20 protein-coding genes and 1 pseudogene are annotated in these 22,852 nt (G+C 75.1%); 15 read left to right on the top strand and 6 right to left on the bottom strand.

The window, feature by feature from the left end; genetic code table 11:
- A pseudogene (locus D7223_RS18115) lies at positions 1–109 on the bottom strand (mechanosensitive ion channel family protein); the annotation flags it as partial.
- 192 nt (positions 110–301) lie between these two features.
- Between D7223_RS18115 and D7223_RS18120 the strand changes: the two are divergent.
- The 8 genes from D7223_RS18120 (at position 302) to D7223_RS18155 (ending at position 8,873) form a co-directional block, all read left to right on the top strand.
- Positions 302–2,254: a hypothetical protein gene (locus D7223_RS18120; RefSeq protein ID WP_238162110.1), complete on the top strand. Its 1,953-nt coding sequence runs from the start codon at positions 302–304 to the stop codon at positions 2,252–2,254.
- Between the two features lie 42 nt (positions 2,255–2,296).
- Positions 2,297–3,691: an efflux RND transporter periplasmic adaptor subunit gene (locus tag D7223_RS18125; protein ID WP_120729609.1), complete on the top strand. Its 1,395-nt coding sequence runs from the start codon at positions 2,297–2,299 to the stop codon at positions 3,689–3,691.
- Positions 3,692–3,719: 28 nt separating this feature from the next.
- Complete coding sequence (locus D7223_RS18130) at positions 3,720–4,640, top strand: ABC transporter ATP-binding protein (RefSeq protein WP_120729905.1); 921 nt, start codon at positions 3,720–3,722, stop codon at positions 4,638–4,640.
- A complete protein-coding gene (locus D7223_RS18135; RefSeq protein WP_120729610.1) occupies positions 4,637–5,821 on the top strand; it encodes an ABC transporter permease in 1,185 nt (394 codons plus the stop codon). The genes D7223_RS18130 and D7223_RS18135 overlap by 4 nt, the downstream gene beginning before the upstream one ends.
- Positions 5,822–5,968: 147 nt before the next feature.
- Positions 5,969–6,178 carry a helix-turn-helix domain-containing protein gene (locus D7223_RS18140; RefSeq protein WP_091079691.1) on the top strand — a complete coding sequence of 70 codons (210 nt, stop codon included), beginning with the start codon at positions 5,969–5,971 and terminating at the stop codon, positions 6,176–6,178.
- A gap of 216 nt (positions 6,179–6,394) precedes the next feature.
- Complete coding sequence (locus D7223_RS18145) at positions 6,395–6,496, top strand: 30S ribosomal protein bS22 (RefSeq protein WP_007465623.1); 102 nt, start codon at positions 6,395–6,397, stop codon at positions 6,494–6,496.
- 119 nt (positions 6,497–6,615) lie between these two features.
- Entirely contained in the window at positions 6,616–7,689 is a 1,074-nt protein-coding gene (locus D7223_RS18150; protein ID WP_120729611.1) for an NAD-dependent epimerase/dehydratase family protein, read from the top strand.
- Positions 7,690–7,979: 290 nt separating this feature from the next.
- A complete protein-coding gene (locus D7223_RS18155; protein ID WP_120729906.1) occupies positions 7,980–8,873 on the top strand; it encodes a lysophospholipid acyltransferase family protein in 894 nt (297 codons plus the stop codon).
- A 12-nt stretch (positions 8,874–8,885) separates the two neighbouring features.
- On the opposite strand, the gene D7223_RS18160 is transcribed toward D7223_RS18155, so the two are convergent.
- The 3 genes from D7223_RS18160 to D7223_RS18170 form a co-directional block, all read right to left on the bottom strand.
- Entirely contained in the window at positions 8,886–9,755 is an 870-nt protein-coding gene (locus D7223_RS18160) for an HAD family hydrolase (RefSeq protein ID WP_120729612.1), read from the bottom strand.
- A gap of 125 nt (positions 9,756–9,880) precedes the next feature.
- The gene (locus D7223_RS18165) at positions 9,881–10,759 is read right to left on the bottom strand and encodes a DUF5667 domain-containing protein (RefSeq protein ID WP_120729613.1); all 879 of its coding nucleotides are present in this window, start codon (positions 10,757–10,759) and stop codon (positions 9,881–9,883) included.
- A gap of 286 nt (positions 10,760–11,045) precedes the next feature.
- A complete protein-coding gene (locus D7223_RS18170) occupies positions 11,046–11,996 on the bottom strand; it encodes an ECF subfamily RNA polymerase sigma factor, BldN family (RefSeq protein ID WP_120729614.1) in 951 nt (316 codons plus the stop codon).
- 589 nt (positions 11,997–12,585) lie between these two features.
- On the opposite strand from D7223_RS18170, the gene D7223_RS18175 reads away from it, so the two are divergent.
- The 3 genes from D7223_RS18175 to D7223_RS18185 are packed head-to-tail and all read left to right on the top strand — an operon-like array spanning position 12,586 to position 15,257.
- Positions 12,586–14,295: an AMP-binding protein gene (locus D7223_RS18175; RefSeq protein WP_186832334.1), complete on the top strand. Its 1,710-nt coding sequence runs from the start codon at positions 12,586–12,588 to the stop codon at positions 14,293–14,295.
- On the top strand, positions 14,288–14,539 hold the full coding sequence (locus tag D7223_RS18180) for a glutaredoxin family protein (RefSeq protein WP_120729616.1): 252 nt from the start codon (positions 14,288–14,290) through the stop codon (positions 14,537–14,539). The genes D7223_RS18175 and D7223_RS18180 overlap by 8 nt, the downstream gene beginning before the upstream one ends.
- A 43-nt stretch (positions 14,540–14,582) precedes the next feature.
- A complete protein-coding gene (locus tag D7223_RS18185; RefSeq protein WP_120729617.1) occupies positions 14,583–15,257 on the top strand; it encodes an HAD family hydrolase in 675 nt (224 codons plus the stop codon).
- Here the strand turns inward: D7223_RS18185 and D7223_RS18190 are convergent.
- Both D7223_RS18190 and D7223_RS18200 read right to left on the bottom strand, forming a co-directional pair.
- Positions 15,226–15,879, bottom strand: a complete 654-nt coding sequence (locus D7223_RS18190) for a response regulator transcription factor (protein WP_120729618.1) — start codon at positions 15,877–15,879, stop codon at positions 15,226–15,228. The genes D7223_RS18185 and D7223_RS18190 overlap by 32 nt on opposite strands.
- Positions 15,880–16,147: 268 nt before the next feature.
- Complete coding sequence (locus D7223_RS18200) at positions 16,148–17,662, bottom strand: sensor histidine kinase (RefSeq protein WP_238162111.1); 1,515 nt, start codon at positions 17,660–17,662, stop codon at positions 16,148–16,150.
- A 464-nt stretch (positions 17,663–18,126) separates the two neighbouring features.
- On the opposite strand from D7223_RS18200, the gene D7223_RS18205 reads away from it, so the two are divergent.
- From D7223_RS18205 to D7223_RS18220, 4 genes are read left to right on the top strand one after another with little or no spacing between them, the layout of a single operon-like run.
- Complete coding sequence (locus D7223_RS18205; protein WP_120729620.1) at positions 18,127–18,897, top strand: redox-sensing transcriptional repressor Rex; 771 nt, start codon at positions 18,127–18,129, stop codon at positions 18,895–18,897.
- Positions 18,894–20,294, top strand: a complete 1,401-nt coding sequence (locus tag D7223_RS18210; protein ID WP_120729621.1) for a glutamyl-tRNA reductase — start codon at positions 18,894–18,896, stop codon at positions 20,292–20,294. Before D7223_RS18205 ends, D7223_RS18210 begins: the two co-directional genes overlap by 4 nt.
- Positions 20,291–21,259 (top strand): hydroxymethylbilane synthase, encoded by a 969-nt coding sequence (hemC, locus tag D7223_RS18215; protein WP_120729622.1) that lies wholly within the window; start codon positions 20,291–20,293, stop codon positions 21,257–21,259. Before D7223_RS18210 ends, hemC begins: the two co-directional genes overlap by 4 nt.
- Positions 21,256–22,836, top strand: coding sequence for a bifunctional uroporphyrinogen-III C-methyltransferase/uroporphyrinogen-III synthase (locus D7223_RS18220; protein WP_120729623.1), 1,581 nt, complete (start codon positions 21,256–21,258; stop codon positions 22,834–22,836). The genes hemC and D7223_RS18220 overlap by 4 nt, the downstream gene beginning before the upstream one ends.
- Positions 22,837–22,852 lie beyond the last annotated feature (16 nt).

Raw genomic sequence — 22,852 nt, forward strand, 5'->3', positions numbered from 1 at the left:
CGACCAGCGCCCAGCCCTGACTCTTGTGGCCCACTCGGACGATCTCGCCGTTGCGGATGTACCAGAGCACGCCCCGGCCGTCCCGTACGGTGGTCACCCGCAGCCCCCCCCCGGTCCCGGTCCCGGTCCCGGTCCCGGTCCCGCGATCTTGCACTTCTGGTCGCCGTTACACCCCTTGTGGACCGATTTGCGGCGACCGAAACTGCATGATCGTGGGGATGGACGTCGGGATGGGCGGGTTCGGGGTGCGGCGTCGCTGGGGGTGCTCGCCCCTCGGGGCGCGGAGCCGTACCCTTCGCGGGTGACTGACGGCACCCCCGAGACGGACGAACCAGCAGCGATCGAGGGGACGCCGGTGGCCGCCGGAGGGGCCGCCGCGGAACCGCCCGCCGACGCGCCGGTGGGCCCGACCGGGCCGGACGCCGAGTCCACCTCGGTCGATCCCGTGACGTCGCGCGTCCCGTCCGCCCCGGCGGCGGTTGTGTCGACACCGGTGCCGGACGAGCCGGGACAGCCGGCGTCCGGGTCCGCTGGGCGCGAAGCTGCCGGCACGCCGACCGACCGGCCCGCCCCGACCGACCCGTCCCGCCCCGCCGACTCGGTGCCGGTTCCGCCCGTGCCCGCCCCGCCGGTACCCGCGTCCGGTCCGCCCGTGCCCGCCCCGCCGGTACCGGTGCCCACCGCCTCGGTCGGGCCGGGCGCCGACGGGGACCGGAACGCGCCGACGGCGGTGCTGCCGAGGGCTGTCGGGCCGGATCGCGTGGCAGGGCCGCGTTCCCCGGACGGGGACGCGTCCACCGTGATGATGCCGAAGGTCGCCACCGCACCGGCTCTGCCGGGGGAGGCGGGGAAGGTCGGGGAGGCACCGACCACCGTCATGCCGCGGGTCGCGCCGGAGGCCCGGCCTCCGGATGACGCGCCGACCGCACTCGTGCCCCGGGTCGTCGACCCGGGGCAGGGCGCGGTGGGCGTACTCCCGGGGTCTGCGCCGCCTGCCCCCCGGCGGCGCTGGGCGCTGTGGACGGCGCTCGCCGCGGTCGTGGCCCTGCTCGCGTGCGGTCTGCCGGCGGCGTTGCTGGCCGGCGCGGTGGGTGACGCCGGGGCGGAGGCGCCCGGCGGGCGGCCGAGGGCGGTGTCGGACGACCCGGCGACGGCGGCCGCGCGGAAGCTCGGTGAGCGGATGGCCGCGCAGTTGGACCGGCAGTCGTCCGCGCTGCTGCGTGGCGACCGGGCGGGCTGGCTGGCGGTGGCCGAGCCGGCCGCGCACGCCGACCTGCGCCGGCGGTTCGCCGCGCTGCGGGCGCTCCGGGTGACCGGTTGGGCGGCCGAGCCGACCGGCCTGCCCACCCCGGTGGACGGCCGGCCGGGGGAGTGGCGGCTGCTGGTGGAGTTCCGGTACTGCTTCGTGGTGCGGGACTGCCGGACCAGCCCGGTGTTGACCGCGACCCGCTGGCGGGACGGGCCGGCGCCCCGGCTGACCGCCGTGGAACCGTCCCGGTCGGCGGAGACCGGTACCCGGCCGTGGGAGGTCAGCGACCTGGTGGTCGCGGTCGGCAAACGCACCGTGGTGGCCACCACGCCGGCGCAGCGGCGCAAGCTGCCCACCCTGCTGGCCCAGGCCGAGGCGGCGGCGCGGACCGCCGACGCGTGGGCGGTCGGCGGCCGGGTGCCGGACCGGTACCGGGTGTTCTACGCCGGGCGGTCGGAGTGGCAGCGCTGGTACGGCGGCGGCCGTCCGAAGTGGACCGGTGGGTACGCGGTCACCGTCGGCGGCGGCCACCACGAGGTGGTGCTGAACGCCGAGGGTCTGACCAGCAGCGGGCTGGACGACCTGCTCCGCCACGAGCTGACCCACGCGGCTTCGCTGCCCGAGCGCGGCTACCCGGGCGAGTCGACGTGGTGGCTGGTGGAGGGGTTGGCCGAGTACGCGGGTGCCGACGGCCGGTCGATCGGCCGGTACCCGGGGCTGGCCGACGCGCGCCGGCTGCTCGCCGGGGGCTGGGACGGCCGGCTGGACACGTTGACCCCCGCCGCCAACGCCCCGGCCGCCCGGGTGAGCGGCAGCTACGGCATCTCCTACCTGGCCGTACGGCACCTCACCGACCGGTACGGCCCGGCCCGACTGCTCGCCTTCTTCGGCGCGGTGGTGCACGACCGCCGGACGTTGGACGAGGCCGCCGAGGCGGCGTTCGGTGAGCCGTGGTCGCGCCTGCACGACGACTGCGTGACGTACGCCCGGTCGGTGGTCGGCTGACCGCCCGGCGGCGCATCGTCCCCCGTCGACCTGCGCCGTAGCATGGTGCGCGTGCCCCGCACCGACCCGCCGCGGCTGGGTGCAGCCACGCGGCCCCGCCTGCTCACCGCCCTGCTCGCCGTCGCCGTCCTGACCACCACCACCGCCGCCTCCTGTTCCGACGACGAGTCTCCGGTGACCCTGGCCGCCGCCGCCCGCGCCGCCGTCTCCGAGGTGATCGACGCCCCGGCCACCGTGGTCGCCCGTTCCGCCGCCACCCTCACCGCCCCGAGCGACGGCACGCTGGTCAGCCTCCGGGTGCAACCCGGCCAGCGGGTCAAGCGGGGTCAGGTGCTGGCCGTGCTCGACTCCCCGGCGGCCCGCGACCGGCTCCGGCAGGCGAAGCGGGCGCTGACCGCGGCCGAACGGGCCGGCCGGACCGGTGGCGGGGGCGCGGACCTGCGCGGCGGCCTGCGCGGCACCGACAAGGCCGCGGACGAGACGTACGCGGCGGCCCGCGCCGCCGCCGACCGGATCAGCGACCCGAAGCTGCGGGACGCGCTGCTGCTCCAGGTCCGCACCGCGCAGCAGCGTTACGACAGCGCCGCCCGCGCCGCCGACCAGGCCCTGCGCGCGGTGCAGCGCGGCGTCAGCAACCTCAACTCCGCGGTCGGCGCGCTGTCCGCCGCGCAACGGCTCCAGGCCCGGCAGGCGTACGACCTGGCGAAGGCGGCCGTCGACGCGTTGACCCTGCGCGCCCCGATCGCCGGCGTGGTGCAGCCCGGCGGGACCGCCGCCGGTGGGGTGTCCCCGGAGGCGCTGGCCGGCCTGCTGGGCGGTGGCGCGGCGGCCGGGCTCGACCCGTCCGTGCTCGGCCCGGCACCGGCCGGCCCGCCGCCCGGGGTGGACGTCGCGGTGCCGGAGGGTGCTCGGGTGACCGCCGGCAGCCCGGTGTTGACCATCGTGGACACCGGCGAGTTGGGCCTGCTGGCCGAGGTCGACGAGACCGACGTGCTGCTGGTCCGGGCCGGGCTCACCGCCGCGGTCGAGCTGGACGCGGTGACCGGTGCGACCTACGACGCCACGGTCCGCTCGGTGGACGTGCTGCCGGTCAGCTCGGCCCGGGGCGGGGTCAGCTACCGGGTACGGCTCACGCTCGGCCCGGGTCGCTTCGGCGAGGCCGAACCGGCGCCCGCGCCGCGGCCGGGCATGAACGCGGTGGTGCGGCTACGGGTCCGGGAGGCCGCCGACGCGATCACCGTGCCGGCCTCGGCGGTCTTCTCGGCCGACGGGCGGGACACGGTGTGGGTGGTCCGGGACGGCCGGGCCGACCGGGCGCCGGTCACCCTCGGCGTGCAGGGACAGGACCTGGTGCAGATCGTCAGCGGCGTGCAGGCCGGCGACCGGATCGTGGTGCGCGGTACCGACCAGGTCCGCGACGGCCAGGAGGTCCGGTGAGCCGGTGCCGGCGGGTCCGGTGCCGCCGGTGAGCGCCGCCCCGGCCGCGATCGAGGCGGTCGACGTGTCCCGGACGTACCAGCTCGACGGGGTGTCCGTACCGGCCCTGCGCGGGGTGACGTTGACCGTGGCACCGGGTGACTACGTGGCGCTGGTCGGCCCGTCCGGGTCCGGCAAGTCGACCCTGATGCACCTGCTCGGCGGTCTGGACCGGCCCACCGGCGGCCGGCTGGTGATCGGCGGCCGGGACGTGGCCAGCCTGTCCGCGCCGGAGTTGGCGGTGCTGCGCAACGAGACCATCGGCTTCGTGTTCCAGGCGTTCCACCTGCTGCCGCGTACCTCCGCGGTGGACAACGTGGCGCTGCCGCTGGTCTACCGGGGGGTGGGCGCCCGGCAACGGCGGGAGCGGGCGGCGGCGATGCTCGGCCGGGTCGGTCTCGGGCACCGGCTGGGCCACCGGCCCAACCAGCTCTCCGGCGGCGAGCAGCAGCGGGTGGCCATCGCCCGGGCCCTGGTGACCGACCCGACGGTGCTGCTCGCCGACGAGCCGACCGGCAACCTGGACAGCGTGACCGGCGCGGCCGTCCTGGAACTGCTGGAACGCCTCAACGCCGAGTCCGGGGTGGCGCTGGTGATGGTCACCCACGACCAGGAGGTGGCCGCCCGGGCCGGCCGGCGCATCGCGATGCGCGACGGCGTGGTGGTCGCCGACAGCGCCGCCAGCCCCGCCGAGCCCGCCGCCCCGGCGTCCGGCCTGGTCGGTGCCGCTCATGATCCACCGCCGTCGGGGGGCGATGGCGGACCTGCCACACTGGTGCCCGCTCCCAGCGCGGAGCCCCGGTCCGCGTCCGGAAGCGGCCCGGGGCACCCGCCCGGTGGCTCCGGTGGCGCCGCCGGAGCCACCGGGCGCCTTCCGCGTCCGGGCGAGCCGGACGGGGCCGACCGGTGAGGGTGGCCGAGGCCTGGCGGGTGGCCCTGGACGCGCTGCGCGCGAACCGGCTGCGCAGCGCGTTGACCATGCTCGGTGTGATCATCGGGGTGGCCTCGGTGGTCATCCTGGTGGCGATCGGCACCGGCACGAAGCAGCGGGTGGAGCAGCAGGTCGAGGGACTCGGGTCGAACCTGCTGCTGGTGGTGCCCGGCCGGCTGGACGTGGGTGCCGCCCCGGCGGTGTCCCCGCTGACCCTGGACGACGCCGACGCCGTCTCCCGGGTGGTGGGCGACCCGGACCGGGTGGCGGTCACCGTCGCCTCCGGCGCCACCGTACGGGCCGGCAACCGCTCCGACTTCAGCACCCTGCAGGGGGTCCTGGAGACCACCCCGTCGGTGTTCACCCGCGACCTGGCCCGGGGCCGCTACCTCACCGGCTCCGACGTGGACACCAGCCGGCGGGTGGCGATACTCGGCGCGTCGGTGGCCCGGGCTCTCTTCCCGGACCGGGACCCGGTCGGCCAGCAGATCACCGTCTCCGGGGTGCGGTTCCGGGTGATCGGGGTCTTCGCCCCGCTGGGCCAGAGCCTCGGCGTGGACCGCGACGACGAGGTACACGTGCCGGTCACCGCCGCCCAGCGGCTCTACGGCACCCAGCGGGTCGACGGGATCGCGGTGAAGGCCCCGGACCGGGAGCGGATCGACGAGCTGGGCGAGCGGATCGTCGCGGAGCTGACCCGGCGGCACCCGGGCGTCGAGTTCAGCGCGGTCACCCAGGAGCAGATCCTCGGCGTGCTCGGCGACATCCTCGGCATCCTGACCGGCGTGCTGGCCGCGATCGCCGGCATCTCGCTGCTGGTCGGCGGCGTCGGGGTCTCCAACATCATGCTGGTGTCGGTCCGGGAGCGGACCCGGGAGATCGGCCTGCGCAAGGCGGTCGGCGCCCGGCCCCGGGACATCGGTGTGCAGTTCCTGCTGGAGGCGGTGCTGCTCACCTCGATCGGCGGGCTCACCGGGATGGCGCTGGGAGTCGGCACCGCGCTGCTGGTCGACGCGCTCTCGCCGATCCCGGCGGCGATCACCTGGTGGTCGCTGGCACTGGCGTTCGGCGTCTCGGCGGCGGTGGGGATCGTCTTCGGGGTGGTGCCCGCCCAGCGGGCCGGCCGGCTGGACCCGGTGGTGGCGCTGCGGGCCGAGTGACGCGCCGATTTCGGGTTCAGTTGCACGAAGGGATCGCGCCGGTCACAGCCGTCCCGCTACGGTACTGGTAACACGCGCGTCGCCGGCCCGGGCGGGGAGCATCCCCCCGGGATGGCACGCGCCGGGCATGGGATGGGTCGGTGAGCCATGGCCGGGTCGCAGTCCGACGGTCGGCTGTCGGATGTCAAGTTCCTCACCGTCGCCGAGGTGGCGACGGTCATGCGGGTGTCGAAGATGACGGTCTACCGCCTGGTGCACAGCGGTGAGCTGACCGCGGTGCGGGTGGGGCGGTCGTTCCGCGTCCCGGAGCACGCCGTGCACGAATACCTGCGTGGCGCCTTCCAGGAGACCGCCTGAGCGATGCCTCGGGCAGCCGACCGGAGGCCCGGTGACGAGCATCGTGGGGCCGCGTTGGTCCTGCTGATGCTCTGCGGCTACCCTGGACCCCGACCGTGACCGCAGGAGCACGTCCCCGCTCGTCCCGCTGGTCCGGTCCGTTGTCCGCAAGCGGTCGCCGACGCCATCCGTGGCGTTCTCCGGTCCGCCCCGCACGTTGCATCGAAAGGCTGTCGTATGGGCTCGGTGGTCAAGAAGCGCCGCAAGCGCATGGCTAAGAAGAAGCACCGCAAGCTGCTGCGCAAGACCCGCGTCCAGCGTCGCCGTCTCGGCAAGTGACCGGGGCCGGGCCTGGCCCGGCACCCGTCGTCACTTGCCAACTGTCGACCCTCGGAGGCTCAGGTGATCAGGCCGTGCACGTTCCGGCTCGGTCCGTCCTGCCAGGGTAGGTGCACGACATGACCCCCGGTGGCACCCCAGGTGCTCCGGGGGTCGTCGTCGTGACCGGGGTCAGCCGCTACCTCGGCGCGCACGTGGCCGCCCGGCTCGCCGCCGACCCGCGCATCGAGCGGGTCATCGGCGTGGACCCGCCGGAGCCGGGCGCCGAGTTCACCGACCTGCTCGACCGGGTCGAGCGGATCCGGGTCGACGCCGGCTCGATCGGTGGTCTCCTCGCCGACCTGGACGTCGACGCGGTCGTCCACCTCGCCCTGGTCAGTTCCCCGGACCCGCAGCACGGCGGGCGGTCGGCGATGAAGGACCAGAACGTCATCGGCACCATGCAGCTGCTCGCCGCCTGCCAGCGGGCACCCCGGCTGCGCAAGCTGGTGGTCCGCTCGTCGACGGCCGCGTACGGGGCCTCCTTCCGGGACCCGGCGGTCTTCACCGAGGACACCGAGCCGCGCGAGGTGCCGCGTGGCGGCTTCGGCCGCGACATCCTGGACATCGAGGGGTACGTGCGCGGCTTCCGCCGCCGCCGCCCCGGCACCACCGTCACCGTGCTGCGCTTCGCGCCGTTCATCGGGTCGACCGCCGACACCACGCTGACCCGCTACTTCTCCCAGCCGCTGGTGCCCACCGTCTTCGGCCGGGACCCGAGGTTGCAGTTCCTGCACTTCGACGACGCGCTGGAGGTGCTGCACCGGTCGATCGTCGAGGACCATTCCGGCACCTTCAACGTCGCCGGTCCGGGGGTGCTGGCGCTGTCCCAGGCCATCCGGCGGGCCGGCCGGGTGGCACTGCCGGTCCTCGAACCGGGCCTGTCCGGTGCCGCCGCGCTGGCCCGCAGCCTCGGTTTCGGGCGGGTCGGCCTGGACCAGGTCGACCTCTTCGTGCATGGCCGGGTGGTCGACACCGGCCGGCTGGAGCGGGAGTTCGGCTTCACGCCCCGCTCGACCGCCGCCGCCTTCGAGGACTTCATCGCGGCCCACCGCGGCGGCGCCGTGGTCAGCCGGGACCAGTTGGCCGTCGCCGAGCGGCTGGTGCGCGAGGGCATCCGGCAGGTCCGTGCCGCCGTCGAGGAGCGGTCGTGACCGGTCGAGACCCACGCGAGGGCGCCTCCGGGGACCGCCGGTACGACGTACCGCTGACCGTGCCGGAGCCGCACGCGCGGCCGGCGCGCGCCAACGGACACCGCCCGGCCGGCCCGGCGACGCGGCCGGACCCGGCACCGGCCGGACCGGTCACCGACGAGGTCGACACCGCCGCCACCGACGAGCCGGCGGTCACCGACGAGCCGGCGGTCACCGACGAGCCGGCGGTCACCGACGCGCCGGCGGTGCCGGACGCGGCGGCCACCGACCCGCCGGCGGTGGCCAACGGTGTGGCCGGGCGACCGGCGGCGACGGGCGGTTCGGCGGTGCCGGACCGGCCGGGTGACCAGTGGGACCGGGCGGTGGCCAGCGGCCTGGCGTTCCTGCGGCGGCGGCTCGCCGGTGACTACGAGGTCGACGAGTTCGGGTTCGACCCGCAGATCACCGAGGCGGTGTTCCACCCGCTGCTGCGCCTGCTCTACCGGGACTGGTTCCGCACCGAGGTCTCCGGCCTGGAACACGTACCGGCCGACGGGCCCGGACTGGTGGTGGGCAACCACTCGGGCACGGTGGCGCTGGACGCGTTGATCCTCTCCGCCGTCCTGCACGACCAGCACCCGGCGCACCGCTTCCTGCGGCTGCTCGGTGCCGACCTGGTGTTCCGGATGCCGGTGGTCTCCGAGATCGCCCGCAAGACCGGCGGCACGGTCGCCTGCAACCCGGACGCGGAACGGCTGCTCGCCGGTGGTGAGGTGGTGGGCGTCTTCCCCGAGGGCTTCAAGGGCATCGGCAAGCTCTACTCCGAGCGCTACAAGTTGCAGCGCTTCGGCCGGGGCGGGTTCGTGTCGGCGGCGCTGCGCACCGGCACGCCGATCGTGCCGGTGGCCATCGTCGGCGGCGAGGAGACCTACCCGATGCTCGCCGACATCAAGCCGCTGGCCCGGTTGCTGAAGCTTCCTTATTTCCCGGTGACACCCACGTTCCCGCTGCTCGGCCCGCTGGGCATGGTGCCGCTGCCGAGCAAGTGGCTGATCGAGTTCTGCCCGCCGATCCCCACCGCCCACCTGGTCGACTCCGCGGACGACCCGCTGGTCGTGTTCAACCTCGCCGACCAGGTCCGGGAGACCATCCAGCAGACGTTGCACCGGTTGTTGGAGCAACGACCGGACCCGTTCGGGCCGTAGGACCGGCCGGCGTCAGCCGGTACGGCGGCGGCGGTGCAGCGCCAGCCCCGCGGTGACCGCCCCGGCGACCAGTCCGGCCGCGGCGGTGGACGGCACGGCGATCTTCACCGCGCGGCGGCCGGTGCGGAAGTCCCGGACCTCCCAGCCGCGCTGGCGGGCCTCGCGCAGCAGGGTGCCGTCCGGGTTCACCGCCACGCCCCGACCCACCGTGCTCAGCATCGGCAGGTCGTTGGCGGAGTCGCTGTACGCGCTGCAGCGGTCCAGCTCCAACCCCTCGACGGCGGCGAGCTGGCGGACCGCGTCCGCCTTGGCGGGGCCGTGCATCAGGTCGCCGACCAGCCGGCCGGTGTACGCGCCGTCGACCACCTCGGCGACCGTCCCGATCGCGCCGGTCAGGCCGAGCCGGGCGGCCATCACCCGCCCGATCTCCACCGGGGCGGCGCTGACCAGCCACACCCGTTCACCGGCGTCGAGGTGACGCTGGGCCAGCCGGCGGGTGCCGTCCCAGATGCGCGGGGCCATCAGCTCGTCGAAGATCTCCTCGGCGAGGCGCTCCACGTCCTGCACGCGCCAGCCCTCGACGAAGGCGAGGGCGGCCTCCCGGGCCCGCGACATGTCACCCGGGTGCTCGGTGGCCAGCAGCCGGAACCGCAGCTGCCCCCAGGCGAACCGGGCCAGGTCGGAGGTGGTGAAGTAGTTGCGCGCGGCGAGGCCCCGGGCGAACCAGTAGATCGACGCGCCCTGCATCATCGTGTTGTCCACGTCGAAGAAGGCCGCCGCGGCCGGGTCGGGTCGGGCCGGCGCGGACGGTTCCGCCTCCGCCCACCCGGCGGTGTGCCCGTGGGCGTCGGTGCTGACCGTCACCTTGCGGTTGCGGGCCACCCGACCTCCCTCCCTCCGTCCGGCCGGCACGGAATCGGCCGTCCGAGCGAGGGTATCCGGCCCGGGGCCGCTTGGACCGGGTGCTCGGGACAGGTGTGACTCCGACGGCAGCGCCGCCGCGCTGGTCAGCCGCCGGTGCAGCTGGTCGGGGCCGGGCCGAGGGCGTCGCTGACGGCGGGGGCCGGCAGGTCGCAGGCGATGGCGGTGCGCAGCGCGTCGGACCGCTTCCGGATCGCGTCCAGCAGGGCCAACGACCGCCGGGTACGGTCCCGCTCGGCGCGGGTCGCCCCGTCGAGCAGGCCGGACACCGCCTGCCGCTGACCGGTGACGAAGGCGTTGACCGCGTCCAGCGCCGCCGGGTCGGAGCGCTGCGCCGCGGCGGTGGTGAGCAGGCGTACGCCCTGCCGGGTGTCGGCGTCCATGTCGTCCAGGACACCACTGAACCCGGCCCGGTCCCCCCGCAGCGACGCCGCCTCGTCCAGCCGGGTGCGGGCGAAGTCGAGGAAGAGCTGACCGCGGCTCAGGTCGGAGCCGGTGAGGGCGAGCTGCGCGCGTTCCGTCGAGCGCTTCATCCCGTAGAGCGCGTCGCCGGGGACCGCGTTCTCGCTCGCCGCGGAGATCCCGGAGACCGCCACCGCACCGGCGGCGATGCCGACGAGGATGGCGCCCCGGGCGCGGGCCCGGCGGCCGGTGACGGCCGGCAGCAGCCGGTTGCGGGCCACGGCGCCGGCGAGACGTCGGGCGGCCGGCTCGGAGGTGACCGCCGGTGCGCCGACGCCCTCACGTTCGGCGGTGGCCACCAGCATCGCCCGGAGGCCGGTGCGGAAACCCGGCTCGACCTCGACGGTCGGCACCTCGGCGCGGAGCCGCTGGCCGACCGCGACGAGGGCGGCCAGCTGTTCGTCGGCCCGGGAACGCACATGGTGTCGCCGGCCGCCGTTGGCCTCGTCGAGGAGCTGTGCGAAGCGCTCGGCGCGCCGACGGGAGAAAAGGTCGCTGTCCACCGCAGGCACCTCCTCTCGCTGGTCGCGGCCGGACGGCCGCTGTCGTCGCCAGCGACCGGAGACGGCGGCTCACCACGGACGGAGGTCGTGGCCGGCCACACTGCCGGACCTGGGGCCCGGGGGACGCCGGGACCGCCAACGGTCGCACCCGGAGAAACGCGCCGCGTATGCCATGGGTTACGGGGCCGGCGGGGGCGAACTCACGCAAAGTGATCGCGGTCACCGGACAGCATCGACCCGACCTGCGGGAACGTCCCCGCCGGTCGAGTCGCCCGCCGCGGCGGAGCTACGGTTGGAAACCGTCCGGCAACAGCCGGGCGAGCGCGCGCACCGCGCGGTACTGGAGTGCCTTGATGGCACCCTCGTTCTTGCCCATCGTGCGGGCCGTCTCGGCCACCGAGAAGCCCTGGAGGAAGCGGAGCACGATGCACTCCTGCTGCTCCGGGTTGAGTTGCTTCACCGCGCTGAGCAGGGCGACGTTGGTGATGTGCTCGACCACCGCCGCCTCCGGGCTGCCCTCCGGCCCCCGGTCCTCCCGGTCGGCGTCGAGCACGTCGCCGGTGGTGACCTCCAACCGGTAGCGGCCGGACTTGAAGTGGTCGGCCACCAGGTTGCGGGCGATCGTCACCAGCCAGGCCCCGAGGTCGCGGCCCTGCCAGGTGAAGCTGCCGATCCGCTTCAACGCGCGCAGGAAGGTGTCGGAGGTGAGGTCCTCGGCGAGCTGCCGGTTGCCCACCCGGAAGTAGACGAAGCGGAAGACGGTGTCCACGTACCGGTCGTAGATGAGGCCGAACGCCTCGGCCTCGCCGGCCTGGGCGCGCTCCACCAGGGTCCACACCTCGGTGGCCGGGTCGGACGGGTCCGGCCGGCTGGGGTATCCGGTGGCGGCGTTGACCGGCGCGGGCGTCGCGGCGACGGCCGGTAGCACCGCCGTCTCGGTCATCGACTCCTCGACCGCGGCGGGTGGCTCGGCGGACCGGCGACCCTGCACCGGCATCGTCGGCCGGGCGGGCGACGCGACCCGCCCACCGATCGGCTTGGCGTTCCCACCGGGGGCGGCCGGTCGGGGCGGCGCCTCGTTGTGGTGCGGTCGGTGCCGGGTGCGGCCCTCACCCCGGACGACGAGGTTCCCGGTGTCGTCGAGCGGGCCCCGGGCGGCCGGTCTTTCGTTGACCGTGGCGCGGATCGCCGGGCCGGTCAGGCCGGCCGGACGTTCGGCGTATCCGAAGGTGGTCATCGGACCGCCTCCGTCCCGCCGACGACGGCGTACGCCGCTCGGCGTGTCGCCGCCGCGTACCCACCGGGTACGGCGTGGCCGGGCAGGACGGGTCGGGGGTCCGCCGACGGGCGGCGGATCCCCCTGAGGTGCTGGTCCAATGCGCTCACGGGCACGGGGGCCTCCTCGGGCTGAGGGGTGTCGACTCACGGCAAATGGGGTGAGCCGACCCGAGTGATGATAGGGCCAACGTCACCCGCGCGTGGCAAGTCCGTTACACAGGGCCGAAGTATTTCCGTCCCCGTCGGACGAATGGCGGACCCGTTGTCCGTCGTGTGCGATTGACTTCGTCACCGGATGCTGGTCGCGAAAGGATTTCCAGGTCGGTGGGGGTGCCCGGCCCGGAATCGGTGGTCCGTCGCCGACGGGCGCACCCGCCCGGCCCGGCGTGTCGCCCGCCGCCCGTCAGGTCGCCGGGGGCGGCCCCGGTGGTCACCCACGGTCCCGGGTGGGTCCCGTCCCCGGGACCGACCGTCCCCGGGACCGGAGCGGGAGTCGCCGGCGGTCGGGGCATGGTCTGGTCGGGGTCGCTGTGCCAGACTCAGCCACCGTGCAGGACGCAACCGAGAACGGCGGGTCGACGCTGGCCGACCGGCTCCGTCGGGTGGCCGCCGCCCACCCCGACCGGCCCGCGCTGCGCTGGCGCGAGCAGACCCTGACCTGGTCCGAACTGGACGCCAAGGTGAGCGCCACCGCCCGCGCCCTGGCCCGCACCGTCGCGGCCGGTGCGCCACCGACCCGGGAGGCGGTGCCGGACGGCGGGGCGGTCCCGGTCGACCGGCATCCGCCGCGGGTCGCGATCGCCCTTCCCAACACCCCGGACTTCGTGGTCAGTTGCCTGGCCGTGCTGCGCGCCGGGCTGGTCGCCGTGCCGGTCAACCCCGGCTTCACCGCGCCGGAACTGCGGCACGTCCTGGCCGACTGCGGTGCCGTCGCGCTGGTCTGCGCCGAGCCGGTGCGGCAGCGGGTCGCCGCCGTCGCCGCCGACCTGCCCGCGCTCACCGCCGTCCACACCGCACCGCCGGTCGCCGCCGGCAGTGACTCGTTCCCCACCCGGGGTGGGGACGACCTGGCCGTCCTGCTCTACACGTCGGGCACCGAGGGCCGGCCGAAGGGCGCGATGCTGTCGCACCGCGCGCTGGCCGCCAACCACGACCAGGTGAGCCGGATCGACCCACCGGTGGTGGGCGCGGACGACACCGTGCTGCTGGCGCTTCCGCTGTTCCACGCGTACGGGCTCAACTCGGGCCTCGGCGCGGTGGTCCACCACGGGGCGACCGGGGTGCTCGTCGACGACCCCGGCGCCGACGCCGGGCTCGCCGAGATCGCCCGGCACCGGGTGACCGTGCTGGTCGGCGTACCGTCGATGGTCGCCGCCTGGGCGGAGGCGGACGCCGACACCGTCACCGCGGCGCTGGCGTCGGTCCGGGTGGTGGTGTGCGGCGCGGCGCCGCTGGAGCCGGCTGCCGCCGCCCGCTTCACCGAGGTCACCGGTCGCCCGGTGCACGTCGGGTACGGCCTCACCGAGACCGCGCCGGTGCTCACCTCCACCCTGGTCGGCGGTGAACCGAAGCCCGGCTCGATCGGCCGTCCGCTGCCCGGCGTGGACCTGCGCCTGGTCTCCCCGGACGGCACCGACCTGTGGCCGGACGACGGGACCGGCCCGGACGCCGCCGACGACGACCCGGACGGGCCGGACCTCTCCGACGCCATGATCGGCAGTGACCCCGGCGAGATCGTGGTGCGCGGGGCGAACCTGTTCTCCGGCTACTGGCCGGACGGCCGGGGCGGGCCCGACGCCGACGGCTGGTGGGCGACCGGCGACGTCGCGTACGCCGACGACGACGGCGACCTCTTCCTGGTCGACCGGGTCGGCGAGCTGATCCTGGTCAACGGCTTCAACGTCTACCCGCGCGAGGTCGAGGTGGTGCTCTCCGGGCACCCGGGCGTGGCCGAGTCGGCGGTACTGGGTGTGCCGCACCCGCGGACCGGCGAGACTGTGCGGGCGTACGTGGTGCCGGCGCCGGGCCAGCCCGTCAGCGGGGAGGACCTGCTCGCCCACTGCGCCCGGAACCTGGCCCGGTTCAAGTGCCCGACCGACGTCGAGATCGTCGACGAGTTGCCCCACTCGGCGATCGGCAAGGTACGCAAGACCCTGCTCCGGCCGGGACCGTCCGGGGCGATGCCGTCCCCGGCGGTGCCGGCCACCCGACCGTCGGCCCCGGCCGACGCCCGCACCACGGAGGACAGCGATGCGTGAGCCCCGCCTCACCCTGATCACGCGGCCCGGCTGCCACCTCTGCGAGGACGCCAAGGCGGCCCTCGACCGGGTGGTGGCGGTCACCGGGGACCGGTGGACGGAGAAGGACGTGACCGGCGACGTCGAGCTGGAGCGCGAGTACGGCGACCGGCTGCCGGTGGTGCTGCTCGACGGCAAGGAGCACGGCTACTGGCGGGTGGAGGAGGACCGCCTGCTCGGCGACCTGACCACCCCGCAGCTGTAGCGAGGGGTCCCACCGGCGTCGCCGCCTTGGATAGGGTGCGGCGATGGACGCTGCGCGACCCCACCTGGTCTGGGACTGGAACGGCACCCTGCTCAACGATCTCGATCTCGTCGTCGCCTCCACCAATGCCGTCTTCGCCCACGTGGGCGGGCCGGCGGTGACCGCCGACGAGCACCGGGTGCGGTTCCGCCGGCCGATCGCCGACTACTACGCCGAGGTGCTCGGCCAGGCGGTCGACGACGAGGAGTTCGGCCGGCTGGACCGGATCTTCCACGACGCGTACCGCAACGGGCTGACCACCTGCCAGCTCGCCCACGACGCGCAGGTGGCGATGTCGTCCTGGCCGGGCAGCCAGTCCCTGCTGTCCATGTGGTTCCACGAGGAACTGGTCCCGACCGTGCACACCTACGGGCTGACCGGCCGGTTCGTCCGGGTGGACGGACTGCGGGCCACCGTCGGCGGCGACCGCAAGGCCGAGTCGCTGCGGCAGCACCTGGCCGAGCTGTGCGTGGACGGCCGGGACGTGGTGCTGATCGGCGACTCCCTGGACGACGCGGACGCGGCGCTGGAGGTCGGCGGCCGGGCGGTGCTCTACACCGGCGGCTTCACCGACCCGGACCGCCTGCACGCCTCCGGCCACCCGGTCGCCGACACGCTCACCGAGGCGGTGACCCTGGCGGCGGAGGTCAGTTGCGCAGGTAGGCCAGGACGGCCCTGACCCGGCGGTGCTGCTCGTTGTCCGGCGGCAGGTCGAGCTTGGTGAAGATGTTCCGGACGTGCTTCTCCACCGCCCCGTCGCTGACCACCAGGGCGCGGGCGATGGCCGTGTTCGAGTGGCCCTCGGCCATCAGGGCCAGCACCTCGCGCTCGCGCGGGGTCAGGTGTCGCAGCGGGTCGTCGCGGCGGCGGCGGGCGAACAACTGCCCCACCACCTCCGGGTCGAGCACCGTGCCCCCACCGGCCACCCGGCTCAGCGCGTCCAGGAACTCGTCGATCGCGGCCACCCGGTCCTTGAGCAGGTAACCGATCCCGCCCCCACCGGCCCCCGTGGTGGCCAGCAGGTCGTCGGCGTAGGACACCTCCACGTACTGCGACAGCACCAGGATCGGCGTGCGGGGCACCAGCCGACGCGCTTCCACCGCCGCCCGCAGCCCCTCGTCGGTGTGCGACGGCGGCATCCGCACGTCCACGATCGACACGTCTGGCCGGTGCGTCACCACCGCCTCCACCAGCGCGTCGCCGTCGGCGACGGCGGCCACCACCTGATGCCCCTGCTCGGTGAGCAGCCGGACCAGCCCCTCCCGCAGCAGCACGGCGTCGTCCGCGATCACGATGCGCATGCCGCTGTCTACCACGTCGACCCCGCCCCGCCGGTCCCTCGCCCGGCGCGACCGCCGGGCGCCGCAAGCCGGTGACCGCGCGTCCCGCTCCGTCGCGGGCGGCCACCCGTGTCCGCGTACGCCTCCGGTCGGCCGGACCACCGGCGCTGCCGCCGGCTGCCGGTGGCCCGGACCGGCGCGGACCTGTCGTCGCGGTGCTGCCGGTCGGCGGCGGTGGCCGGGGCCGGCCGGGCCGGGCGGTGCTGCCGGCATTCGCCGGTGTGGTGGTTCACAGCGGGAGGTCCGCGCGGACCTCGGTGGGGCCACCGGCCGGACTGGTCACCGCGAGCTGGCCGCCGGCCGCCCGGACCCGGTCGGCGATGCCGGCGAGGCCGTGCCCCTTGGCCACGTGCGCCCCGCCCTGGCCGTCGTCACCGACGCTGACCCGCAGCCGTCGCCCCTGACGGGTCACGGTGACCTGGCAGGTGTCGGCGCCGCTGTGCTTGGCGACGTTGGTGAGCGCCTCGGCGACGACGAAGTACGCGGTGTTCTCCGTCGCCGGGTCGAGCCGCCCGGCCGGGTCGCCGAGGTCACCGTCGACCCGCAGCTCGGTCGGGACGATGCCCCGGCCGGCGAGCGCCGCCAGGGCACTGGGCAGGCCCCGGTCGACGAGGATCGGCGGCGCGATGCCCCGGGACAGGGCGCGCAGCTCGGCGAGGGTCTCCCGGGTCTGGCCGACCGCCTCGTCCAGGGTCTGCCCGGCCGCCTCCGGGTCGGTGGCGAGCTGCTGGCGGGCCCGGCTGAGGTCCATGGCGAGCCGCACCAGGCGCTGCTGCGGGCCGTCGTGGATGTCCCGTTCCAGTCGGCGCAGCGCGATCGCCTCGGCCGACACGGCCGCCCGCTTCTGCTCCTCCAGCACGGTGATCCGGTTGCGCATCTCGGCCACCCCGGTCAGCAGGGCCCGCCCGAGGGAGGCCTCTGCCAGGGCGCAGCCGCGCACCACGAGCGGCAACGTGAGCAGGAAGAACAGCCCGATGGCGGTGTTCAGCCCGATCCGCGCGGCGAGCGAGTCGCCGAGGCCGAGCAGTTCGGGCAGCCCGACGTTCTCCGGCCCGTGCGGGATCGCCCACTCGTAGGTGACGGAGAGCAGACCGGCGAGCGCCGTCGCCCACCAGGTGAGCGTGATCACGAAGGTGACCAGGGCCACCACCAGCCGGAAGATGCCGTGGGTCAGGTCCAGCCAGGACTGGGCGTCACGCATCGGCAGGAAGATCCGCCGCCAGGCGCCGGCGCCGGGCTCCGGGACCAGGTACCGGGGGCGGATCCGGGGCCGGCGCAGGACCGGTGGCAGGCGCAGCCGTTCGATGTCGGCCAGCCCGCGGGCGACGTACAGGGTGCCGGTGAGGACCGGCAGCCCGAGCACGATCGGCAGCAGCCCGACACCCAGCGCGAAGCCGACGATGAGCACCACGAACGAGGCGATGGCCAGCGGGAGGCTGAGCAGGACGTACCCGGAGTCGACCAGGAGCTGCCCGACGATCCCCGGCCGGCGCCGGGTGGCGGGCTCCTCCGGACCGGCGGGCTCCGGGACGGTCGGCGCGGGGCCGGTCGTCGTCCGGCCGGCTGGTGCGGGTTCGGTCGTCGTCCGGCCGGCGGGTTCGGGGCCGTTAGTCGCCCGGCCGGTGGGTTCCGGGGCGGCTCGGGTCGGCGCGGCATCGGCGCGGCCGGGGCCGGGACGGCCGGTGGCGTCCGGGGTGGCATCGGGGCGGCCGGGCGGTGACTCGGCGGCGGGTCCTGCGGTCATGTGATGAGGCTAGGCAGCGCGGCGTCCGTTACCCATCCTGTCGGCCGGTCTCCGCGCCGTAGGGCTGGCCCTACCCCGCGTCATCCGCTTCATGATCAACTCGTCCTCCCTGATGTCGGGTGTTCGGGCCGGCCGAGACACCGCGACTTCACTGGAGTCGAGTCGATCACGACGTCGATGTCGACGTCGACGTCGACGGGCGGCGCGCGATTGGTCAGAGAAGTCGTAATTGAGCAATAATCGCGGCGGCGCCGACGGAGGCGGCTGATCGATCTTGCGGAATGGGGGGCCGGGTGGGGGCGCGTCGCGGGTCGGCAAGATCGCGATTTGTGCACGTCTTCACAAGCGCCTACTCTGTAGTTCCGACGCGCCCTGCTAGCACAGCCGGCAATCTCGGTCGCCAGCGGGAGTCCCTAAGCGGCCCACCAGCGGAGTTGGCCGAGGATCGCACCGCACGGAGTCTCATGAGTCAGCACCGTCACCCAGGCGCGCCCGGCCGCGCCGGTGCCGTACCGGCGCTCCCGGACCTTCCCGAGGCGACCGTCGCGCGGCTCCCCGAATACCTCCGTGCCCTGCACAACCTGGCCGAGAGCGGGCACGAGACGGTGTCCAGCGAGGGGCTGGCCAGCGCCGCCGGGGTCAATTCCGCCAAGCTCCGCAAGGACCTCTCCCACCTCGGCTCGTACGGCACGCGGGGCGTCGGTTACGACGTGGCCCTGCTGGTCGACCAGATCGAATACGTGCTCGGGCTCACCCAGCGTCGGGCGGTCGCCCTGGTCGGGGTGGGTAATCTCGGTCACGCCCTGGCCGGCTACGACGGGTTCGCCGGGCGCGGGTTCCGCATCGCCGCGCTCCTCGACGCCGACCCCTCCCGGGTCGGCGAGGAGATCAACGGGCTGGTCGTCCGGCACGTCGACGAGCTGCCCCGGGTCGCCGCCGAGGAGGCCATCGCGATCGGGGTGATCGCCACCCCGGCCCGCGCCGCGCAGGCGGTCGCCGACCAGCTCGTCGCCGTCGGCGTGACGAGCATCCTGAACTTCGCGCCGTGCGTACTCTCGGTTCCGGAGGGAGTGGACGTGCGCAAGGTCGATCTCGCCATCGAGCTGCAGATCCTCTCCTTCCACGAGCACCGCAAGGCGTCCCTGACCGCGCTCCCCGCCACCGGCGGGTCCGCCCTGACCGCCCTGCCGGGCGGGCTCGCGGTCACCGACACGCAGGAGGCGATCGGCACGTGAAACTCCTCGTCGTCGGCGCGTCCTACCGCACCGCCCCGGTCGCCACGCTGGAGCAGCTCGCGGTCGCCCCCGCCGACCTCACCCGCATGCTGGACCGCCTGGTCGCGCAGCCGTACGTGACCGAGGCCGTGCTGGTCTCCACCTGCAACCGGGTGGAGGTCTACGCCGCCGTGTCCGGTTTCCACGGTGGGCTGGGCGACATCTGCGCGGTACTGGCCGAGCAGGCCGGCTGCCAGCCGGCGGCACTGGCCAACAACCTCTACGTGCACTTCGACTCCGCCGCCGTCGACCACGTGTTCCGGGTCGCCGCCGGGCTGGACTCGATGGTCGTCGGGGAGGCACAGATCCTCGGCCAGCTGCGTGACGCCTACCACTGGGCGACCGGCGCGGACACCGCCGGCCGCCTGCTGCACGAGCTGATGCAGCAGGCCCTGCGGGTCGGCAAGCGGGCGCACGCCGAGACCGGCATCGACCGGGCCGGCCAGAGTGTGGTCACCGCCGCGCTGGACCTGGCCGCGGACCTGCTCGACGGCGACCTGACCGGCCGTCCGGCCCTGGTGGTCGGTGCGGGCGCGATGGGATCGCTGGGCGTGGCGACGCTCTCCCGGCTGGGCGCCGGACCGCTGACCGTGACCAACCGGGGCGCCGACCGCGCGGTCCGGCTGGCCGAGTCGTACGGCGCCGCCGCCGCGCCGATGGCAGAGCTGACCGCCACCCTCTCCACAGTGGACATCGTAGTGGCCGCCACCGCCGCCACCGAGGCGGTCCTCACCCGCGAGGTGGTCACCCGGGCGCTGGCCGACCGGGACCCGGAGCGCGGTCCACTGGTCCTGCTCGACCTGGCCGTGCCGCGCGACGTGGAGCCGGGCGTCGCCGGCCTGCCCGGCGTCGAGGTGATCGACATCGACCGGATGGCGGCGCTGATCGCCGACGGTCCGGCCGCCGCCGACGCCGCGGCCGTGGAGCGGATCGTGGTCGGCGAGGTCGACGGCTTCCTCACCTGGCTGCGTGGCGCCGACGTCGCCCCGACCGTGGCCGCGCTGCGCGGCCGGGCCGACGACGTGGTGACCGCCGAGCTGCGCCGGCTGGCCCAGCGCCGCCCGGACCTCAGCGACGACCAGCGCGCCGAGGTGGCCCGGACGGTGCACCGGGTGGTGCAGCGGCTGCTGCACCAGCCCACGGTGCGGGTCCGCCAGCTCGCCGCCGAGCCCGGCGGCGACCAGTACGCGGCCCTGCTGCGCGAGCTGTTCGACCTCCAGGTGCCGCAGACCTCGCCGGTCGACACCGTCCCCGACATCGTGGACACGACCGACGTGCCGTCGTTCGGCGGCACCACCGACCTCCCGCCGTTCGGGGGCATCGCCGCCGACATACCGCCCACCGGAGGTGAGCGATGAGCACCCCACTGCGCCTCGGTACCCGGGGCAGCGCGCTGGCGATGGCCCAGTCCGGTCAGGTCGCCGACGCGTTGACCGCCGCCACCGGCCGCCGGGTCGAACTGGTCGAGGTGGTGACCGCCGGTGACCGCTCGTCGGCGCCGGTGCACCGGCTCGGCGTCGGCGTGTTCGTCTCCGCCCTGCGGGACGCGCTGGTCGCCGGCACCATCGACCTCGCCGTGCACTCCTACAAGGACCTGCCCACCGCGGCGGCCCCCGGACTGCACATCGCGGCCGTGCCGCCCCGGCAGGACCCGCGCGACGCGCTGATCGCCACCGGTGGTCGTACGCTCGCCGAGCTGCCGCCCGGCGCGACCGTCGGCACCGGTGCGCTGCGGCGTACCGCCCAGCTGCACGCGCTCGGGCTGCAACTGGAGGTCACCCCGATCCGGGGCAACGTCGACACCCGGCTCGCGCGGGTGCTCGGCCCGGACGCCGACCTGGACGCCGTGGTCCTGGCTCGGGCCGGGCTGGCCCGGCTGGATCGGGCCGACGTGATCACCGAGACGCTCGACCCGATGCTGATGCTGCCCGCGCCCGCCCAGGGTGCGCTGGCCGTGGAGTGCCGGATCGACGACCCGGACCTGGTCGAGCTGCTCGCGGTGCTCGACCACGCACCGTCCCGCGCCGCGGTCACCGCGGAACGGGCGTTGCTGGCCACCCTGGAGGCCGGGTGCTCGGCACCCGTCGCCGCCTACGCCGAACTCGCCGAAGGCGACGACGGCGATGAGATCTACCTGCGCGGTGCGGTGATCAGCCCGGACGGGTCGCGAGACCTCCGGCTGTCCCGCACCGGTACGCCCGCCGACGCGGCGGAGATCGGCAAGGCACTCGCCGCCGAACTCCTCGACCTCGGCGCCGACTCGATCCTCGGCCAGGAAGGACACACCGGCCCGGGGACCCAGCAATTTGGGAGCACAGGATGACCCGCACCCGTAAGCCCGTAGGCCGCATCGCGTTCGTCGGGGCCGGTCCCGGCGACCCGGGCCTGCTGACCCGCCGGGCGCACGACGCGCTGGTCGACGCCGACCAGGTGGTGTACGACCGGGGAGTCCCCGAGTCGCTGCTCGACGCGGTACGTGCCCAGGCGAAGGAAGACGCGCAGTTCACCCCGGCCGAGGGCGCCCCGGGCGACGTGGCGAAGGTGCTGATCTCGGCGGCCCGTTCCGGGTTGAACGCGGTGCACCTGGTCGCCGGCGACCCGTTCGGCCACGACTCGGTGGTCAAGGAGGTGCAGGCGGTCGCGCGTACCGCCGCGCACTTCGAGGTGGTACCGGGTGTCGGGCAGGCCGAGGGTGTGGCGACGTACGCGGGTGTGCCGCTGCCGGGCGTACGCACGGCGGCCGACGTCGAGGACGTCAACGCGCTGGACTTCGAGGCGCTGGCGGCGGCCGTCGGCCGGGGTTCGCTGGCGCTGGCCGTGGACGCCGGGGACCTGGCCGCGATCCGGGACGGCCTGCTGGCCGCCGGGGTGGACGGCACGACCGGCGTCGGGGTGACCGGCGACGGCACCGGCGAGACGCAGTACACCACCACGTCGACCGTGGACTCCTTCGTCGCGGCGGCACTCGGCTTCACCGGCCGGGTGGTGCTCACCGTCGGCGACGGGGTGGGCCAGCGGGACAAGCTGAGCTGGTGGGAGAACCGCCCGCTGTACGGCTGGAAGGTGCTGGTGCCCCGCACCAAGGAGCAGGCCGGGGCGATGAGTGCCCGGCTGCGCGCGTACGGGGCGATCCCGTGCGAGGTGCCGACCATCGCGGTCGAGCCGCCGCGTACCCCGGCCCAGATGGAGCGGGCGGTCAAGGGCCTGGTCGACGGCCGGTACGCCTGGGTGATCTTCACCTCGGTGAACGCGGTCCGGGCGGTCTGGGAGAAGTTCGCCGAGCACGGTCTGGACGCCCGCCACTTCGGCGGCGTCAAGATCGCCTGCATCGGCGAGGCGACCGCCGACGCGGTCCGCGCCTTCGGCATCCAGCCGGAGCTGGTCCCGTCCGGGGAGCAGTCCTCCGAGGGGCTGCTGGCCGAGTTCTCGCCGCACGACGAGATCCTCGACCCGGTGGGCCGGGTGCTGCTGCCGCGCGCCGACATCGCCACCGAGACCCTCGCCGCCGGGCTCACCGAGCGCGGCTGGGAGGTCGACGACGTGACCGCGTACCGGACCGTCCGGGCCGCCCCGCCGCCCGCCGAGATCCGCGACGCGATCAAGTCGGGCGGGTTCGACGCGGTGCTCTTCACCTCGTCCTCCACCGTCCGGAACCTGGTCGGCATCGCCGGGAAGCCGCACGCGCGTACCGTTGTTGCCGTTATCGGGCCCAAGACGGCGGAGACCGCGACGGAGTTCGGCCTGCGGGTCGACGTGCAGCCGCCGCACGCCTCGGTCCCCGATCTGGTGGAGGCGCTCGCCGCCTACGCCGTCGAGTTGCGCGAGAAGCTCGCCGCCATGCCGGCCAAGCAGCGGCGCGGCTCGAAGGTGCAGGGGCCGACCGCCCTGAGGTTCCGGTAGACGAGGCAGGAGGCCC

This window comes from Micromonospora endolithica, from assembly GCF_003626595.1.
Lineage (GTDB): Bacteria > Actinomycetota > Actinomycetes > Mycobacteriales > Micromonosporaceae > Micromonospora > Micromonospora endolithica.

Coding starts and splice junctions, on each gene's coding strand:
- D7223_RS18125 (WP_120729609.1), top strand. CDS start 2,297: ATGGTGCGCGTGCCCCGCACCGACCCGCCGCGGCTGGGTGCAGCCACG.
- D7223_RS18140 (WP_091079691.1), top strand. CDS start 5,969: ATGGCCGGGTCGCAGTCCGACGGTCGGCTGTCGGATGTCAAGTTCCTC.
- D7223_RS18145 (WP_007465623.1), top strand. CDS start 6,395: ATGGGCTCGGTGGTCAAGAAGCGCCGCAAGCGCATGGCTAAGAAGAAG.
- D7223_RS18150 (WP_120729611.1), top strand. CDS start 6,616: ATGACCCCCGGTGGCACCCCAGGTGCTCCGGGGGTCGTCGTCGTGACC.
- D7223_RS18170 (WP_120729614.1), bottom strand. CDS start 11,996: ATGACCACCTTCGGATACGCCGAACGTCCGGCCGGCCTGACCGGCCCG.
- D7223_RS18180 (WP_120729616.1), top strand. CDS start 14,288: ATGCGTGAGCCCCGCCTCACCCTGATCACGCGGCCCGGCTGCCACCTC.
- D7223_RS18185 (WP_120729617.1), top strand. CDS start 14,583: ATGGACGCTGCGCGACCCCACCTGGTCTGGGACTGGAACGGCACCCTG.
- D7223_RS18190 (WP_120729618.1), bottom strand. CDS start 15,879: ATGCGCATCGTGATCGCGGACGACGCCGTGCTGCTGCGGGAGGGGCTG.
- D7223_RS18200 (WP_238162111.1), bottom strand. CDS start 17,662: ATGACCGCAGGACCCGCCGCCGAGTCACCGCCCGGCCGCCCCGATGCC.
- D7223_RS18205 (WP_120729620.1), top strand. CDS start 18,127: ATGAGTCAGCACCGTCACCCAGGCGCGCCCGGCCGCGCCGGTGCCGTA.
- hemC (WP_120729622.1), top strand. CDS start 20,291: ATGAGCACCCCACTGCGCCTCGGTACCCGGGGCAGCGCGCTGGCGATG.
- D7223_RS18220 (WP_120729623.1), top strand. CDS start 21,256: ATGACCCGCACCCGTAAGCCCGTAGGCCGCATCGCGTTCGTCGGGGCC.